The organism is Amphritea opalescens, assembly GCF_003957515.1.
Taxonomy (GTDB): Bacteria; Pseudomonadota; Gammaproteobacteria; order Pseudomonadales; family Balneatricaceae; genus Amphritea; species Amphritea opalescens.
Window position 1 is genome coordinate 1 of record NZ_RQXW01000019.1, and the last position, 17,110, is coordinate 17,110.

The window sequence follows — 17,110 nt, forward strand, 5'->3', positions numbered from 1 at the left end:
GATCTTTAGGCACAAGCTCATCAATACAGACAAACTCAAGGGTGGACTGGGTTTGGGGGCGTTCTTTTAACATGGCTCTATTATAAAAAATCCTCGTCATTTGACGAGGACTTTTTCAGCAGTCTGAAACGCCCTGACAAGTCAGGGCGTTTTCACACTAGCGTTTATTGATGGTGCTTATAAACTAACACCAAGTGCTTTCACTGTTTGCATATTGATATATTCATCAACCGGCAGGTCATTGGCACGCTGGAAAGCGTTAACCGCAGACATAGTCTCACGACCGATCACACCATCGATACGGCCTGGATCAAACCCACCCGCCAACAATGCTTTCTGAATATGTGAAATATTCGTGGTGGTCATATTGGTATCGCACAAAATTGAGCGCCATTCCATATAACCTTCTTTATCCAACTTGCTCAGCGTTACCGTCTTATATTCAGCCGGAATTTCAAAACGCTTCTCTTGAGGCGCAGTAGCAAGCTTAGTTACTTCAACGGTTTCATACTTCGCAGGGATATCCTTACGTTTAAAACCAGCAGGCTGAACAACCACGGTACGCTCGACTGTTTCATACTTAGCCGGCGTTTCGGTCAAACAGATCTGATTGCCGGTACGGGTTCTTTTTGGATGAGTCATGTCGTGCACTTCATGCCAATCAAACTCATAATCATGAACTTTTTTGGTCAGCGCAACATCTGAATAGACCGCCGGTACCGCAGTACGCTCTTCACGGGCTTCAGCTACAAGTTCCTGCACTTTCACCATTTTATATTCAGCAGGAATTTCAATCGTACGCGTGCTTGCAGGTGTCACTAGCACTTCTCGGCTCACTGTTTTGTAACTAGCAGGCACGTCGATCAAACACATAATTTCGCCGGTCGCCTGATCGATCTTTTGAATCGGCCCCGTGCCTTTCTTCCATACGGTATGAGCCGGTACATCGACAACCTGCTCTGTGACCGTTTTATACTGCGCAGGCACTTCTTCAATACGGCTGCTGGCTTCTTTCACCATGACCCGTTTCTCTACCCAGCGATATTGAGCGGGCACAACGCTAACTTTGTCGTAAGCTTCACGGGTCAACACGGACTCGTTAACCTGTTCAAACTCGGCTGGCACATAATGCTCATGAAAACACATACCTGGCGTAGCAGCATCCAAATCGATACCATCCGCAGCGGCAGCGGCTAACAAGTTTTGGCTGGCTGGCGCACTCTTGATGCTTTTATCAATACGCCACACCTGCTCCGCTTTACGAACAAGTTTCTTCTCTTTAACGACATCATACTTAGCAGGTACCGGCATCATCTCAAAACTGGCGGGCTGAACCATCAGCCGCTCGGTCACCGTTTTATACTGTGCAGGCATCACCTCAACCCGCTGTCCGGCTTCTTTCACCAAGACGGTTTCAGTATACGATTGATACTTAGGCTCAACCCAAACACGGGCATAACACTCACCCGCTTTAGCCGAAGGAGGCAACAGAGGCTCAGATCCTTGCTGATTCGCCGCTTTATCGGCCAAAACCGCTTCGCGAAGTGCTAGCTCTTTCTCTTTATCGACTAATACCTGATTACGCTGCTCCATCTCAACAGGATCGAAGGCAACGGTAGATTGTGGTGAATTACTACTACACGCGGCTAAAAAAACCGCTGCGCTTAAACTGGTGATACGAAAAACATGCCGAGATGTATTTTGCATACACCCTCCTGATTAGAGACTAAATTTAATATACTTATAAGCATAGATCATAAGTTCAGAATATCTATGCGCTATTAGGCTTAGCTCCGCAAAAAATAAAACGCAAAAAAAACGCGCTTATTCTTGCGAATAGCGCGTCTTTCTACTTCTACTGTTATCAGATAGAAAACAGGTGATGTTTTTTCTTACCCAGTTTTACGAGGAAGAAACGGTCATAGGTGCCATTTTCCGCCGTAAAGATCTCGGCCGCTTTCATATTATCAGCCATCCCTTTCTCGACACCGTTAATAATCACCGCATTGCGCTGCAAAGCATCTTTGATCTGCTTACCCGAGGCGGCTAAGCCCGCATCGCTCAACAGCGTGGTTAGCGGTGTTTCAGCCAGATCAGTATCAACTAAACTAGATGATGGCAGACCATCCAGTTGCAGCTGTTCAAAATCAGCTTCGCTCAAATCAGAAAGGTTACCGCTAAACAATGCTTCAGTAATCCGCATCGCCGCCGTTAAGCCCTCTTCGCCATGCACCAACTTAGTCACTTCACGGGCCAAGACAGACTGCGCTTCAGGACGACCTTCACGTTCAGCATCGGCCTTCTCCAACGCATCGATCTCTTCAACCGTCACGAAGGTAAAGTATTTCAGGAAAGCATAAACATCGGCATCGGCGGTTTGTAGCCAGAACTGATAAAACGCATAAGGCGAGGTTTTCGCTGGCGACAACCAGATAGTCCCTGATTCCGTCTTACCAAACTTAGTACCATCGGATTTAGTGATCAACGGCAAGGTCAGGCCAAAAGCCTTGTTGCCATTCATACGCCGCGTCAGTTCAGTACCGCCGGTAATATTGCCCCACTGATCAGAACCGCCAATCTGTAGGGTACAGTTGTGACTCGTGTTCAACTGCTGATAATCATAAGATTGCAGAATCATGTAGGTAAATTCGGTGAACGAGATCCCTTCACCTTCACGGTCGATGCGCTGCTTAACCGACTCTTTCGCGATCATCTGGTTAACCGAGAAGTGCTTACCCACATCTCGCAGGAATGTCAGGATATCCATTTCCCGCGTCCAATCGAGGTTGTTAACCACTTCGGCACTATTGGCACCGCAATCAAAATCGATAAACTGGCTAACCTGTCCTTTGAGTTTTTCGACCCAACCGGATACCGTTTCATCGGTATTCAGCTTACGCTCTTGCGCTTTAAAGCTCGGATCACCGATCAACCCAGTGGCACCGCCTACCAGCGCCAACGGTTTGTGGCCCGCTTGCTGAAAACGTCTAAGCGCCAACAGTGGCACCAAAGAACCGATATGAAGGCTATCTGCAGTGGGGTCAAAGCCACAATAAAGGGTGACAGAACCATCAGCCAGGTGTTGTTCCAGTTCTTCTTCACTGGTCATCTGCGCGATCAACCCGCGCGCACTAAGATCCTGTAGCAGTGTTATATCTGTCATTGCCTTCTATTAACCCTTTGCAAAAAATAAGTAGTCTCCATCGAGAGGGCGTATTCTACCCTTACGGATTAAATCCGACAAACCCATGATGCCGATAACGGCACAGAGATAACAACAGCAAATCTCCCCAGTGCGATAAAGCTAAAAATTGAAGCCATTTCAAGACAGAATGGTCTCTAGATAACGGCAATTTCTCTCTACATACACCCTTTTTCGCCGATAGTGTGTGAATATTTCGATTATTTAAGTGCTTCCGGTATACTTTGCGAAACTTTTACATTCTGAGGCCCTGTCACGTGTTGTTCATCAAGCGACTTAAACAGCATATTCCAGTTACCCATCTAATGGCAGCCATCATCTGCACCACCATTATTGGTCTAACTGCGATGCTTATGCCGTCAGAAAAAGCCCCCGCATCGGTCTTTAATCAGACAACAACTACATCCATATCGCTACCAACAGACACGGTCACCGCTGAGCCTAGCCGCCCCGTCGACACCCAGCCCCAAATAGCACAGGAACCGGTCACGCCTATAACCGAGGCGCCTGAACCGGTCGTCGAACATTGGCAGGATTTCACCGTACGCAACGGCGACACCCTCACCTCTATTTTCAAACGTGCCGGTTTGAGCAGCCGGGATGCCTTTCTCGTCAGTGATGCGGTTAAAGAAACAGATGCACTGAAGCGGATTTACCCCGGCCAAACCCTTAGTTTTGTGATCAATGATCATCAATTATCTAAGCTCAAACATATCCGCAATCAACTAGAAAGCTCATTGATCATTTCCACCGACCAAGGCTACCGCGTTAAAGAACTCAAAAAACAACCGGATATCACGCCACGCTTTGTTGAAGGCACCATCGAAAACTCTCTCTTTCTGGATGCCTCACAAGCAGGATTATCCGACCGTATGATTATGGAGCTGGCCGCCATCTTCGGTTGGGATATCGACTTTGTGTTGGACCTGCGTCAGGGGGATCACTTTAATCTGGTCTACGAAGAAAAGTTTCTCGATGGCAAAAAGATAGGCGAAGGCAATATTCTCTCCGCCCAGTTCGTGAATCAGGGAGAAACCTATACAGCCATCCGCTATACCGACAGCGAGGGTAAAAGCAGCTTTTATACGCCACAGGGCGACAGTATGCGCAAAGCGTTCTTGCGTAGCCCCGTGGATTTCGCACGGATCAGCTCCAGTTTCAAAACACGTCGCAAGCACCCAGTTCTGGGACTAACACGAGCCCATAAAGGGACCGACTACGCGGCTCGCACCGGCACGCCGATCAAAGCGGCAGGTGATGGGAAAATCATCTGGCGGGGTAAAAAAGGCGGCTACGGCAACTGCGTTATCGTGCAACATGGCGGCAATATCACCACCCTCTACGGTCACATGAACAATTACCGTAAAGGCCAGAAGAACGGCACCCGTGTCCGTCAAGGTGATGTGATTGGCTATGTCGGCCAGACAGGTCTGGCTTCAGGCCCGCATCTGCATTATGAATTCCGCGTCAACGGCGTTCACAAAAACCCGCAAACGGTTAAATTACCCCATGCGGCTCCGATCGATAAAGCGGAACGGGCGCCATTTTTTGCCGTCGCAGAAAAAGCGCTAACCCAGTTGGAGTCATACAAGGCAACCCAACTGGCCTCAGCATCTAAGTAATCACTGCCGACCCTTTGGGAACTTGAATGAACGCTCCGATCTTTATAGGCCTGATGTCCGGCACCAGTCTCGATAGTATTGATGCTGTCGCGGTGCGTTTTGAGCCGACCTTTGAATTGATCGCCAGCCATAGCGAGCCGATTCCTGCAACGCTCCATGCTGCCACCCTCGCGCTATTCAATCCCAGCGATAATGAGATTGAACGCTTGGGCCGATTAGATCTAGCCCTAGCGGAGCTATTCGCCACCGCGGTCGAAAACCTCATCCAACAACATCAGCTAAAACGGGCGGATATTGCCGCGATTGGCAGCCACGGCCAAACCATTCGCCACCGTCCGAACGCCCATTTCACGTTGCAGGTCGGCGATCCAAACTTGATTGCTGAACGCACCGGAATCACCACCGTTGCCGACTTCCGCCGGCGAGATATGGCGGCGGGCGGACAGGGTGCACCACTCGTACCTGCGTTTCATAGCGCACTGTTTCGCCAACCCGAGCAGAATAGAATACTGGTCAATATTGGCGGCATGGCCAATCTCACCATACTTGAAGCATCCCCAGATAAACCGGTGCTCGGCTACGATACAGGGCCCGGCAATGTGTTGATGGATAGCTGGATAATGCAGCATCAGCAGAAAAGCTATGATCGAGATGGTCAGTGGGCCGCTAGCGGCGTGGTAATACCTCCGCTGTTACAGACCATGCTGGCGCTACCCTATTTCGCTGAAGCAGCCCCTAAAAGCACCGGACGGGAGCAGTTTAACCACGACTGGATCGAACAGATGATCGCAACCTTGGCAACGCAACCAAGACCGGAGGATGTTCAGGCAACCCTGCTAGAATTAACCGCCCGCACGATCGCGGATGCCATTAATAGTCACGCACTAAGCAACCTACAGGTCTTTCTCTGTGGCGGCGGAAGCTATAACCAACAACTCAAAACACGGCTAACAGCCTTACTTAAGCCTCACTATTTAGGCACGACTGCCGATCTGAATCTCGACCCAGACTGGGTGGAGGCGGCGGCATTCGCATGGCTGGCATATCGAACCTTGAATCATCAAAGCGGTAACGAGCCGGGTGTGACCGGCGCCTTAGGCTACCGTCCATTAGGCGCTATTTATTGGGGATAAAACTGAACGCCAATGCTTTTCAGCCTGCGCTCATCAGTGGAATCAACTGGCGTTTGTTCACTATCAGATCGGCCAAGGTATACTGCCGCATGGCTTCAATAAACGCCTGCATCCCTTTCATCAAGGCGCTTTTCAGCTCACAGCAGGGAGCTAATTGACAGGATGTGGTGACGCAATCAACGCCATCAAGATGATTTTCTAGCTGCTCAATCACATCACCGATATTGATTAAATCAGGCTGTCGCGCCAAACGAATACCTCCGTTTTTACCACGAATCGTTTGCACGTAACCGGACTTAGCCAACTGCCCTATGACTTTGACCATGTGACTCCGGGAAACACCGTAAACCCCTGAAACTTCAGCAACACTACTTAGCTGATCCTCTTCTAGGCTCGCCAGATACATCAATGTACGCAGGCCAAAATCGGTGAAAGCCGTTAGTCTCATAGACGCTCATACCTGTATAAGAAAGTTAAATAAAACGGGGTTAATCACTATACCCCGTTTAATATCAACACAATAGCAGAAGCAGTGATAAACGTCGTAACAGCAGATGAGAATCCACTGCCAAAAGCGCCTGTGGATAAAGCTGAGCCCACAGGCTTAATTGATCGATGCTGACACACAAAACAGCGACATAAGATCCACGGCGGCGTTCTTATAGATCGGTTGCATCAACATCAAACCAAGCTTTCACTCGGCCCAAATACCTCATAGTTCAATTGTGCATCATCAATACCTAACTCTTTTAATTGATGATAGATCGCCCGCATAAATGGCAACGGGCCACAGAAATAAAATTCAGCATCCTTAGGACAATAGCGTTCAAGCCGTTCAGCCGTAATATAGCCTAGGTAGTCATAATCGCTTCCCTGTACTGCCTCAGAAGGATCATCATAAAAGGTTAACGCGGTTAGGTTAGAGCAATCTCTTTTCAAGCAGCCGATATGTTCCGCAAACGCATGGCTCCGACAATCCCGGGTGCCATGCAACCAGACGATTTGCCGAGTATCGTGACGTAACACTAAATCATTCAGCATACTCAACATGGGGGTTATACCCACCCCACCACTTATCAACACCACTGGACGATCATTGTGCTTCAAAACAAAATCGCCGCCAGGCATGTGTACGGCTAACGAGCTTCCCACTTTTAGATGATCATGCAGATAGTTCGAGACTTTCCCTGGCGGCACCTCGGCCTGTGCAGACGGTTCACGCTTAACCGAAATACGATAACCGTCTGCACGATAACTGTCGGATAAACTGTACTGACGTATTTCGTCATACTCCCAATCAAGGCTTCTGAGTTTTACACTCAAGAATTGACCAGGGCGATACTCAGGCAGCGGCTGCCCATCAACTGGAGTTAGATAAAAGGAGCGAATCTCATCACTTTCATCGACCATGCGGCTGACCGTAAAGGATTTAAAACCACTCCACCCCTCCGCTTTTGCTTGGTTATAGAGCTGCTCTTCTCGGCCAATCAGAACATCCGCCAGTTGCTGATAAGCTTCAGCCCACGCCGCCAACACCTCATCGGTCGCAGCCTCTTCACCTAAAACCTCTCTGATCGCCCGCAATAGGTTACGTCCAACAATGTCATATTGGGACGGAGTAATATCGAGGCTAAAATGTTTAGCCGCAATTTTTTCGACAGCCCCTCCGAGCGCGCCCAAATTATCGATATTGGCTGCATACCCTAAAATAGCCGCCGCCAGTGTAGACTGCTGTCGCCCACTGGCTTGGCTGGCCATATTGAATACATCCTGCAATTCAGGATTTTCAGCAAATAACAGCCGGTAAAAATGTTGCGTAATGGCCTCCCCCGATGCTTGTATAGCAGGCACGGTGGCTTTTACGATAGCGATCGATTCAGTTTTCATATTCACCCTCAGTAATGGCATAGAACGATTGAATGGTTAAGATTTTAAGCCGCCTTATTGATGGCGGTTATGTTGCAGCCTGTCGTAGTGATGAGCCTCAAGGCAGGGAAAAAGCTCCCGCTCTTCAAAACGAATATGTGCTTTTAACAGATGAGCGAAAGCTTGCAGATTCTCGGCGTTGGGAGCGGCCATCAACAACCGAAGCGCCTGATGCTCCTCTCGAAAGCGCTGCAATAGTGGCTCTTGCACCCCTTCCACCAGCGACTCTTCTTCTGAAAAATGGTCCGCCAACTCGGCTTGCAGTTGAGCGCCCTCCTGCTGCCAATAGTTCAATACCGCCTTCTCACCTTTAGCCGCCTGCTCAAGTATCCGTTTCACATGTACTAAGGCGGTATGGTGCTCCCGACTTAAAGGCTTAAGTATGTCCGACCTGTTCATCTATTTACTCCCGAGAGTTTAGGAACATAAAACTCTTTAATATTCATTTGAAATGAATATTAATAATCTATAACATTCATGTCAAATGAATATTTATAGACAGGCATAATCATGGTTATCTGGACGACTAGTGAGATCTACGTTTTTATTGCCGTCATCGGCATGATTGTCTTCAAGCTTTGGAGTGTCTGGCACGTCTCACTTCAGGCGAAAGCCAATCGAGAAGGACGCGTTATTTTCCTAGGGTTGTTAAGCGACCTTACCCTCTTCGGCCTAACCGCAAAAATCTATATCTCTCATGTACTGAGTTAATAACGCCTAGCATCCCCTGGACTAGGTCGATTCTGCAGCATCAGCAGTGCTGATTCATCTTCTCCCAAACGGTAAAATTCAGGCAATAAAAAACCCCGCAAAGTGCCATTACCAATGGTAAATGACGCCTTACGGGGTTCTATTGACGCGCTTTGACGCTGCCGCGTCAGAACCGCCGCCTGATTAATTAGATAGAGAAGGAGGAACCACAACCACAGGTTGTCGTTGCATTCGGGTTATTAATCACAAATTGAGAACCTTGCAGGCCCTCTTTATAATCCACCACCGAGCCCACCAGATATTGATAGCTCATGGGATCAATTAACATAGTGACACCATCATTTTCGATGGCGGTGTCGTCATCAGCAACCGCTTCATCAAAAGTGAAACCGTAAGAGAAACCCGCACAACCACCACCGGTAATAAATACCCGTAGTTTAAGGTTATCGTTCTGCTCTTCTTCGATCAGACTTCTTACCTTCGCCGCGGCGGAATCGGAAAAAACCATGTCCGGCTGCTGGTCAGTCATCTCTGTCATATCTGTTCACTCACTCGTGTTTACCCATTCAGAGCCTTATTATCTATTTAACCGACTAATTTAGTCAAGTATAGAAAATTAGGACTAAGGCAACATCCCTGCGTGTCGTAACCCTTCGGTCTCATCAAAGCCGAACATAATATTCATATTTTGGATCGCTTGCCCTGCGGCACCCTTCACCAAATTATCGATCACCGACAAAACCACTACGGTATCGTCGTTCTGGGGCCGGAAGACACTCAGGCGACACATATTGGCGCCTTTAACGCTACGGGTTTCAGGATGACTACCGGCGGGCATCACGTCGACAAAGGGTTCATTCGCATAGCGTTCTTCAAACAGCGCCTGCAACCCATCGACAGGGTCTTTCAAAATACCGTAAAGGGTGGCGTGAATACCACGAATCATGGGTGTCAGATGTGGTACAAAGGTTAACCCCACCGGACGGCCCGCAGCCTCACTCAGCCCCTGTTTAACTTCAGGCAGATGACGATGACCCGCCACACCATAGGCCTTCATGCTTTCACTGCTTTCACACAGTAGCGAACCAACATTCGCGCCACGACCTGCGCCACTGACACCGGACTTAACATCCGCAATCAGACGACGGTGATCAATCAATCCGTTTTCCACCAGCGGCAGAAAGCCCAACTGCGTCGCAGTAGGGTAACAACCCGGGCAAGCCACCATCCGCGCATCCTTAATCGCCACGCGGTTCACTTCCGGTAAGCCATAAACCGCTTGCGCCGCTAAGGCGGGGCTAGTGTGCTCCATGCCATACCATTTAGACCAAAGTTCTAAATCCTTAATACGGAAGTCAGCCCCTAGATCGATCACCCGTACGCCCTGCTCAACCAATTCAGGCGCCATTTTCATCGCCACACCATGGGGGGTGGCAAAAAAGACAACATCACACTGCGCTAGGGTTGTAACATTCGGTACCGTAAACTGCAGATCATAGTGACCACGCAGGTTGGGATACATATCATCGACGCGCATCCCTTCCTCAGATCGGGAGGTAATCACCTCAACCGATACTTCAGGATGGTTCGCCAACAGTCTTAGCAACTCTACGCCGGTATAACCCGTGCCGCCTACGATACCTACTTTGATCACTTTGACCTCACAATTGGTTCTACGGTTTTCTATTCAGTCTGCGTATGATACAAACCCTTGAGGGGCATTACTATTGCGTACGCGTAAAATAGATAATGAATGCGACGCAAGGTGTCATAAAATGATATCGCTGGCTGAAAGCCAATGCTTCTATTCCATGCTTTTAACAAAAGGCTGATTCATTTCAGATGTTCAAAGACTCTTTTTCATTCGCCCACTTTCGTAACCGACTCGCCCATGTCGAAGCGCTACCGCAACTGGTGCTGCTCGGCATCCTCTCAGGGTTGGCATCCGGTTTAGTCATTTTAGCCTTTCGTTTGCTGATTGACCTACCGCTGCAAGCTTGGCTACCCGGTGGCCAGAGTGAAAATTTTGAAGCACTGCCCATCTGGGTACGCATCCTGCTGCCTATCGCGGGTACGATCGCTATCGCCCTGATGTTTTGGAAGTTACTGCCGGCTACCCGTAAAGTCGGCGTGCTCCACGTCATGGAACGACTGAGCTACCATCAAGGCAACCTACCGGCAAAAAACATGCTGGTTCAGTTTTTTGGCGGCGCGATCGCGTTATTAACCGGCCATTCCGTCGGCCGTGAAGGACCCGCTGTTCACCTAGGCGCCGCGTGCGGCAGTCTCGTCGGACAGATACTCCGACTGCCCAATAACTCGCTGCGTATTTTAGTGGGTTGTGGTGTGGCCGCCGCGATTTCCGCCGCCTTCAATACCCCGCTGGCGGGCGTCATCTTCTCGATGGAGGTGATCTTGATGGAATATACGGTAATCGGCTTTACCCCGGTACTGGTCGCATCGGTCACCGCCGCACTCCTATTGCGGATGGTTTACGGGGATGAGTCAGCGTTCACTATCCCTGCGCTGCAGATTCAATCGATGACAGAACTCCCTTTTGTAATTCTCCTTGGCATTCTTTGTGCGCTGGTCGCCGCCGCCTTTATTAGCCTATTACTGCAAACTCAAAAGTCAGTCACATGGCCGCTCGGAGTAAAACTGTTAACCGCAGGCCTACTCACGGGCATCGTCGCCATCGGATACCCACAGGTCATGGGGCTAGGATACGACACGCTCTCAGACGTTCTACAGGGAAATATGGGCCTGACACTGCTCATAGGTTTGCTGCTCGCTAAGGGACTTCTCACCCCCGTTGTACTCGGGCTCGGCATACCCGGCGGGCTTATTGGCCCCACACTCTACATCGGCGCCCTCACCGGCGCAGCCTTTGCTTTAATCGTCGCCTATATGACGGGGGCTAACCATTCGGGTGTCGGTTTTTACGCGATGCTCGGCATGGGCGCGATGATGGCCGCCGTCCTCAATGCTCCTCTCGCGGCGTTGATTGCGTTACTCGAATTAACGGCCAACCCCAACATCATCTTTCCTGGCATGCTGGCTATCGTCGTTGCCAGCACCACCGTGCGCTTTTTCTTCAAACAACCCTCTATTTTTCTCAATCAACTCTATGTGCAGGGGTTAGATTATCGTCACGAGCCTCTGACTCAGGCGCTATCTCGACAGGGCGTTAGCAGCGTGATGAGCAGCCAACTTATCCACAGCGCGATGACTATTAGCACCGAGACGGCTATGCAAATCTTGGCACAAAAACCGGAATGGATTGTGCTCGATGATAGCCAAGGGCAGCCACGCTACATCCTTTTACCCGCCAGCCTAGAACAATTTCTTGCGCATGAAGGCGAACTGAACGATGTGAATCTCGAGCAAATGCTAACACTCACTGAAGTGCCCGCGGTGCGTAAAGATATCGCCGCTATCGGTATTAATGCAACGCTGAAAGAAGCACTCGATCGTATGAACCAGCAACAACTCGATGCGCTCTGGATACAAAACTACAGCAAAGAGATCACCGGTATTATTACCCGAGAACACGTCGAGCACTTTTATACCCAAAAAATCGAATCTTAATCAAGGCCACCGAGTACGATGAAAGAATCTCCACTACATGGCCTGTATGCCATTACCGATAGCACCCTCATGCCCGATACCAACAGCTTGCTCTTTCAAGTGGAGCAAGCACTTCGCGGCGGGGCCAATATTATTCAGTACCGCGACAAATCCACCAACCAATCGCTGCGTTTACAACAAGCCTTAGCACTGGTGGATTTATGCCATCAATATCAGCGCCCGATTCTTATCAACGATGATACTGAACTCGCCAAGGCTAGCGGTGCGGATGGTGTTCATCTAGGCCAAGGGGATGGTAATGTCGACCAAGCACGCGCCTATCTAGGATCAACCGCCATTATTGGCAATACCTGCCACAACTCACTGGCGCTAGCGCAGACCGCCTACCAACAAACAGCTGACTATGTCGCGTTTGGCGCGATGTTCCCCTCCAGTACAAAACCTAACGCCAGCCTTGCCCCCATCAGTTTAATCAATCAAGCGAAAGCAACTCTCGCGGTTCCGGTGGTAGCGATTGGAGGCATTAATATGGATAATGCAGGTCAGGTAATTTCAGCCGGGGCGGATATGATCGCCATCATCCACAATCTGTTTGCCAGTGATGATATTTGCGCCCAGGCCGGACAGTTCAACGGTCTATTTAACTGACCCACTCACGACACGAATTTAAGAGAGTTCAACATGTCCCGTTCAGAGTCTTTGTTTGCAGCCGCTCAGGCCCATATTCCAGGTGGTGTTAATTCACCCGTACGCGCATTTAAAGGCGTCGGAGGCACGCCAATATTTTTTAAACGGGGCGAAGCGGCTTATATGTTCGATGAGGATGATAAGCGCTACATCGACTATGTTGGCTCTTGGGGCCCGATGATTCTCGGCCACTCTCACCCTACCGTAATGGATGCCGTCCGCAAGGTGATGGACTCCGGTCTTGGTTTTGGTGCGCCCACCGCCATCGAGATCGACATGGCCGACAAAGTCTGCGAGATCATGCCGGGTATGGATCTGGTACGGATGGTCAGCTCCGGCACCGAGGCCACCATGAGTGCGATCCGTCTAGCCCGTGGTTATACCGGCCGTGACAAAATCGTGAAATTTGAAGGCTGTTACCACGGCCATTCCGATTCTCTGCTGGTAAAAGCAGGTTCCGGCATGCTGACACTCGGTGAGCCCAGTTCTCCTGGCGTACCGGCTAGCCTCGCAGAACACACCATCACCCTAACTTACAACGATATCGACAATGTCCGTCAGGCCTTCGCTGAAGCGGGTAACGAGATCGCTTGTATTATTGTTGAGCCTGTTGCCGGCAATATGAACTGTATTCCGCCACTGCCAGGCTTCTTGCAAGGCCTGCGTGAAGTCTGTGATGAATACGGCGCGGTATTAATCATCGATGAAGTGATGACCGGTTTCCGCGTCTCGCTAACCGGCGCACAGGGTTATTACGGCGTTACCCCAGATCTCACCACCATGGGCAAGGTGATTGGTGGCGGCCTGCCGGTAGGCGCCTTCGGTGGTAAACGTGAAATCATGGAGTATATCTCGCCACTTGGGCCGGTTTATCAAGCCGGTACTCTGTCGGGTAATCCACTGGCGATGGCGGCCGGTCTGGCGATGCTTAATGCTTTGCAGGAAGAGGGTTTCCATGAAAAGCTCAGCGCGAAAACCGAACTCCTGACCCAAGGATTCGAAGCGATGGCGCTGCGTCACGGCGTGCCATTCACGACGACTCAGGTGGGCGGCATGTTTGGTCTCTTCTTTACCGACCAAGAGCAGGTCACCTGCTTCGCGGAAGTCATGAAGTGCGATGCCGACAAATTTGGCCGCTTCTTCCACGGTATGTTGGACGAGGGCATCTACTTAGCACCGTCGGCATTTGAAGCCGGCTTTATGTCTCAGGCGCATACCGAAGACGATATCAACGCGACCATCGAAGCGGCAGGTCGTGTCTTTGCTAAGCTGGCAGCGGAATAAACCATGCTGATGAGTTTGGCATACGGAGCGCTGTTAATCAGCGCTCTGTTCGCGGCGTTGCAACTACAACGTCATGCAAACACCCAGCCCGATGGGCCTAAAGCCACCCTACAAGCAACCGCGCTAAGCGCCCTCTTTCTGGCTATCTGGTCACTGTCTGAACTCATCAGCCGGTCCGACAGCATTGCTGGAACCGATATTGCGACACTGCAACGACTACTGAGTAACCTTGCTTACTTTGTCGCGCTACCGTTCTTTGCCACCGCGCTACTGATCAGTGCGCGTCATAGCCACTGGGAGCGGCCCGCATGGGGACGCTGGTTAATCGGATTATTTGCTCTGTTTGAACTATTACGGCGCATGCAACACGGTGAACTATACACTCAGATTGTGGCTGTGGCCGTGCCTGCTGCCATGTTACTGGCCGTTTGGTCTCAGAGCAGAGCGCAGCTTCGAGGTACCACGCTATTGGCGACCGCCAATATGGCTATCGCCCTGCTCTTAATGGGGCCCGGAGCATTGCTAACCAACCCGCTCTTTGATCATCCCTTTCTCTATCCGCTATTTCTCGCGGCGACTCTACCCCTCTCTGCTATCGCGATAAAACAAAGCGTTCGATAAGTGGTGCCGCCTGACAGAAGAACCATGCAACTGGGTCTGTCAGGCTTTTTAACGATTCTCATGTGTTAATACCGACCGCCATCATCTTCTATCACCCTCAGCATTCGAATTCGTTAAGCGATCAAATAAACACCTAGGCCGATAACCGCCAAACTATTTTGAACAATTGATCATTTATTTTTAATGACAACATCCATCTTTGCTCATAAAAATAACTGTTTTAAATTATACAGTTACTTCTATCAAACATTTGTTCGACATTTAAATACTAAGCAGCAACAACACAAAACATGAAGCTTTAATCGACATCGACGGGTGACTTTATACTCTATATGGGTATCATATCTAACCACTTTGAGGTTTTAAAATTAAAGGAAAGCGCACTTGTCAGCTGTTCCAGTCGTTATTTGTGATGATTCTCGCCTAGCACGAAAGCAAATAGCCTCCGCGCTTCGAAACTGGAATGTAGAAATCACCTTTGCTGAAAATGGCCTAGAAGCTTTAGAAGCCGTCCGAGCCGGAAAAGGAGACATTCTCTTCCTTGACCTAAACATGCCGATTATGGATGGTTATCAAACACTGGAACATATCCGTATCGATGATCTGCCTACCCTCGTTGTGGTCGTTTCAGGTGATATTCAACCTGAAGCACAAAAACGAATCATGTCACTCGGGGCTTTGGCCTTTATTAAAAAACCCTGCTCGCCTGAGATTATTGCAGACGCTTTAAATCAGTATGGTTTGCTCTCAGAGCTTGAACAGTCTGAAACCCACATAGCCAATGAAGAAGTCTTAGAACTGCCCGACTACTATCAAGAAATTGCCAATGTCGCGATGGGGCAGGCCGGTAATCAGCTGGCGCGTCTATTAAATACCTTTATTGCCCTGCCTATACCGAAAGTCAGCCTGGCTTCCCCTGCTGAAATTGAAATGATACTGCTCAGCGCTACCAACAGTGATTTTGATTTGGTCAGCCAAGGGTTTGTTGGCCCTCACCTCGCTGGCGAGGCATTGCTGCTCATTCAACGGGGTAACCTCAATACGGTTGCTCAATTAATGGATATGCAGGGACAAACAGACCAGCTTGATGCTGATTTGCAAATGACCCTCTCCAATACCCTAATCGGCGCATTTACCTCAGGGTTTGCCAAACAACTCGATATCTCCTTGAGTCGAGCAACGCCGATTATCCTACGTGATTTTTCTGCACTACCAGAGCAAAACACCCAGTGGCAAAAAACCTTAATGATAACCATTGACTATCAATTAAAGTCTCACGATTTTTATTGTGAATTGCTGATTATATTCACGGAAGATTCCTTGCCTAAACTACAAGAGATGGCGAAATATTTTTCATGAATAACACCAATCACCCAGTACAAGACATTGATGATATCCACTGGATTCTAGGGCTGTTACAGAATTTCGAAGCCGGTCTCATTGTTGTCGACCGAGATCAGCATATCTGCCTATGGAATGGTTTTATGGAAAATCATTCGGGTATTGCGGCCAGCAAAGCGGCCAATCAACCGCTGTTTAAACTGTTTCCAGACCTCCCTGAACGCTGGCTAAGAAAAAAGATGGAAGGCGTTCTACTGTTAAGCAATACGGCCTATATTTCTTGGGAACAACGCCCTTACCTCTTTAAGTTTAAGAGTCACCGGCCGATCACAGGCAACTCGCCCTATATGTATCAAAATGTCACCTTGACCCCCTTGAGTTCACCAACGGGCCAAGTGAATCATATCGGCATTTTGATCTACGACACCACCGACAATGCAATAGCGCAACAGGAACTGCAGGCGGCCAATAGACGCTTGCAATCACTCAGCCGGGTGGATGGATTGACGGGGCTGTATAATCGCGCCTACTGGCAGGAATGTTTGGAAAAAGAGTTTGCTCGCTTTGGTCGTCGACAGGAATCGTCTTGTTTAATTATGCTTGATATCGACCACTTCAAAAAAGTGAATGATACCTATGGCCACCAAGCCGGGGATATTGTCATCCAAACCATCGCGGATACGCTGCAAAAGCAAGCCCGCAAAACAGACTTTATCGGTCGTTATGGCGGTGAAGAGTATAGTGCCATCCTCGTAGGGACAAACGGCGCCAATGCGATCACCTTTGCGGAAAGGCTACGTATGGAGGTCGAAGCATCTGTGATTGAATACGCAGGTCACACATTATCGGTCACTATTAGCATCGGCATCTCTGAAATCTCGCTCGAACAATACAGCGAAACCGAATGGCTAGAGGAAGCCGATAAAGCCCTGTATCAATCGAAGCAAAGCGGGCGTAATCGCGTCACTCTTTTCAGTGATAGCCAATAACGACAC

Annotated in this window: 16 protein-coding genes; 9 read left to right on the top strand and 7 right to left on the bottom strand. The window is 49.4% G+C overall.

Going from position 1 to position 17,110, the window contains the following annotated elements; all coding sequences use genetic code 11:
- Positions 1 to 177 precede the first annotated feature (177 nt).
- A complete protein-coding gene (locus EH243_RS16055; RefSeq protein WP_206441644.1) occupies positions 178 to 1,707 on the bottom strand; it encodes a peptidoglycan-binding domain-containing protein in 1,530 nt (509 codons plus the stop codon).
- A gap of 157 nt (positions 1,708 to 1,864) precedes the next feature.
- Entirely contained in the window at positions 1,865 to 3,163 is a 1,299-nt protein-coding gene (tyrS, locus tag EH243_RS16060; protein WP_126159681.1) for a tyrosine--tRNA ligase, read from the bottom strand.
- Between the two features lie 296 nt (positions 3,164 to 3,459).
- On the opposite strand from tyrS, the gene EH243_RS16065 reads away from it, so the two are divergent.
- On the top strand, positions 3,460 to 4,824 hold the full coding sequence (locus EH243_RS16065) for an OapA family protein (RefSeq protein WP_126159682.1): 1,365 nt from the start codon (positions 3,460 to 3,462) through the stop codon (positions 4,822 to 4,824).
- Between the two features lie 26 nt (positions 4,825 to 4,850).
- Entirely contained in the window at positions 4,851 to 5,957 is a 1,107-nt protein-coding gene (locus EH243_RS16070; RefSeq protein WP_126159683.1) for an anhydro-N-acetylmuramic acid kinase, read from the top strand.
- A 19-nt stretch (positions 5,958 to 5,976) separates the two neighbouring features.
- Here EH243_RS16070 and EH243_RS16075 read toward each other — a convergent pair whose 3' ends face one another.
- From EH243_RS16075 to EH243_RS16085, 3 genes are all read right to left on the bottom strand, one after another.
- On the bottom strand, positions 5,977 to 6,405 hold the full coding sequence (locus EH243_RS16075; RefSeq protein ID WP_126159684.1) for an Rrf2 family transcriptional regulator: 429 nt from the start codon (positions 6,403 to 6,405) through the stop codon (positions 5,977 to 5,979).
- A 233-nt stretch (positions 6,406 to 6,638) separates the two neighbouring features.
- On the bottom strand, positions 6,639 to 7,844 hold the full coding sequence (gene hmpA / locus EH243_RS16080) for an NO-inducible flavohemoprotein (protein ID WP_126159685.1): 1,206 nt from the start codon (positions 7,842 to 7,844) through the stop codon (positions 6,639 to 6,641).
- Positions 7,845 to 7,898: 54 nt separating this feature from the next.
- Positions 7,899 to 8,282, bottom strand: coding sequence for a hemerythrin domain-containing protein (locus EH243_RS16085; protein ID WP_126159686.1), 384 nt, complete (start codon positions 8,280 to 8,282; stop codon positions 7,899 to 7,901).
- A 111-nt stretch (positions 8,283 to 8,393) separates the two neighbouring features.
- Here EH243_RS16085 and EH243_RS16090 point away from each other — a divergent pair, with 111 nt between their 5' ends.
- Positions 8,394 to 8,594: a hypothetical protein gene (locus EH243_RS16090; RefSeq protein WP_126159687.1), complete on the top strand. Its 201-nt coding sequence runs from the start codon at positions 8,394 to 8,396 to the stop codon at positions 8,592 to 8,594.
- A gap of 187 nt (positions 8,595 to 8,781) precedes the next feature.
- Here the strand turns inward: EH243_RS16090 and erpA are convergent, their stop codons facing one another.
- Both erpA and argC read right to left on the bottom strand, forming a co-directional pair.
- On the bottom strand, positions 8,782 to 9,132 hold the full coding sequence (erpA, locus tag EH243_RS16095; RefSeq protein WP_126159688.1) for an iron-sulfur cluster insertion protein ErpA: 351 nt from the start codon (positions 9,130 to 9,132) through the stop codon (positions 8,782 to 8,784).
- Between the two features lie 84 nt (positions 9,133 to 9,216).
- Positions 9,217 to 10,248 (bottom strand): N-acetyl-gamma-glutamyl-phosphate reductase, encoded by a 1,032-nt coding sequence (gene argC / locus EH243_RS16100; RefSeq protein WP_126159689.1) that lies wholly within the window; start codon positions 10,246 to 10,248, stop codon positions 9,217 to 9,219.
- 188 nt (positions 10,249 to 10,436) lie between these two features.
- Between argC and EH243_RS16105 the strand changes: the two genes are divergently transcribed.
- The 6 genes from EH243_RS16105 to EH243_RS16130 all read left to right on the top strand — a co-directional run bounded on the left by EH243_RS16105 (position 10,437) and on the right by EH243_RS16130 (position 17,104).
- Positions 10,437 to 12,182, top strand: coding sequence for a chloride channel protein (locus tag EH243_RS16105; RefSeq protein ID WP_126159690.1), 1,746 nt, complete (start codon positions 10,437 to 10,439; stop codon positions 12,180 to 12,182).
- An 18-nt stretch (positions 12,183 to 12,200) separates the two neighbouring features.
- Positions 12,201 to 12,830 (top strand): thiamine phosphate synthase, encoded by a 630-nt coding sequence (gene thiE, locus EH243_RS16110; RefSeq protein ID WP_126159691.1) that lies wholly within the window; start codon positions 12,201 to 12,203, stop codon positions 12,828 to 12,830.
- 33 nt (positions 12,831 to 12,863) lie between these two features.
- Complete coding sequence (gene hemL, locus EH243_RS16115) at positions 12,864 to 14,153, top strand: glutamate-1-semialdehyde 2,1-aminomutase (protein WP_126159692.1); 1,290 nt, start codon at positions 12,864 to 12,866, stop codon at positions 14,151 to 14,153.
- A gap of 9 nt (positions 14,154 to 14,162) precedes the next feature.
- A complete protein-coding gene (locus tag EH243_RS16120; RefSeq protein ID WP_126159693.1) occupies positions 14,163 to 14,774 on the top strand; it encodes a hypothetical protein in 612 nt (203 codons plus the stop codon).
- A 384-nt stretch (positions 14,775 to 15,158) separates the two neighbouring features.
- Positions 15,159 to 16,133, top strand: coding sequence for a response regulator (locus EH243_RS16125; RefSeq protein WP_126159694.1), 975 nt, complete (start codon positions 15,159 to 15,161; stop codon positions 16,131 to 16,133).
- On the top strand, positions 16,130 to 17,104 hold the full coding sequence (locus tag EH243_RS16130) for a sensor domain-containing diguanylate cyclase (RefSeq protein ID WP_126159695.1): 975 nt from the start codon (positions 16,130 to 16,132) through the stop codon (positions 17,102 to 17,104). Before EH243_RS16125 ends, EH243_RS16130 begins: the two co-directional genes overlap by 4 nt.
- Positions 17,105 to 17,110: the final 6 nt, after the last annotated feature.

Excerpts from the sequence above, each read along its gene's own strand:
- EH243_RS16055 (WP_206441644.1), bottom strand. The coding sequence starts at position 1,707 with ATGCAAAATACATCTCGGCATGTTTTTCGTATCACCAGTTTAAGCGCA.
- tyrS (WP_126159681.1), bottom strand. The coding sequence starts at position 3,163 with ATGACAGATATAACACTGCTACAGGATCTTAGTGCGCGCGGGTTGATC.
- EH243_RS16070 (WP_126159683.1), top strand. The coding sequence starts at position 4,851 with ATGAACGCTCCGATCTTTATAGGCCTGATGTCCGGCACCAGTCTCGAT.
- EH243_RS16075 (WP_126159684.1), bottom strand. The coding sequence starts at position 6,405 with ATGAGACTAACGGCTTTCACCGATTTTGGCCTGCGTACATTGATGTAT.
- hmpA (WP_126159685.1), bottom strand. The coding sequence starts at position 7,844 with ATGAAAACTGAATCGATCGCTATCGTAAAAGCCACCGTGCCTGCTATA.
- EH243_RS16085 (WP_126159686.1), bottom strand. The coding sequence starts at position 8,282 with ATGAACAGGTCGGACATACTTAAGCCTTTAAGTCGGGAGCACCATACC.
- EH243_RS16090 (WP_126159687.1), top strand. The coding sequence starts at position 8,394 with ATGGTTATCTGGACGACTAGTGAGATCTACGTTTTTATTGCCGTCATC.
- erpA (WP_126159688.1), bottom strand. The coding sequence starts at position 9,132 with ATGACAGAGATGACTGACCAGCAGCCGGACATGGTTTTTTCCGATTCC.
- EH243_RS16105 (WP_126159690.1), top strand. The coding sequence starts at position 10,437 with ATGTTCAAAGACTCTTTTTCATTCGCCCACTTTCGTAACCGACTCGCC.
- thiE (WP_126159691.1), top strand. The coding sequence starts at position 12,201 with ATGAAAGAATCTCCACTACATGGCCTGTATGCCATTACCGATAGCACC.
- hemL (WP_126159692.1), top strand. The coding sequence starts at position 12,864 with ATGTCCCGTTCAGAGTCTTTGTTTGCAGCCGCTCAGGCCCATATTCCA.
- EH243_RS16120 (WP_126159693.1), top strand. The coding sequence starts at position 14,163 with ATGAGTTTGGCATACGGAGCGCTGTTAATCAGCGCTCTGTTCGCGGCG.
- EH243_RS16130 (WP_126159695.1), top strand. The coding sequence starts at position 16,130 with ATGAATAACACCAATCACCCAGTACAAGACATTGATGATATCCACTGG.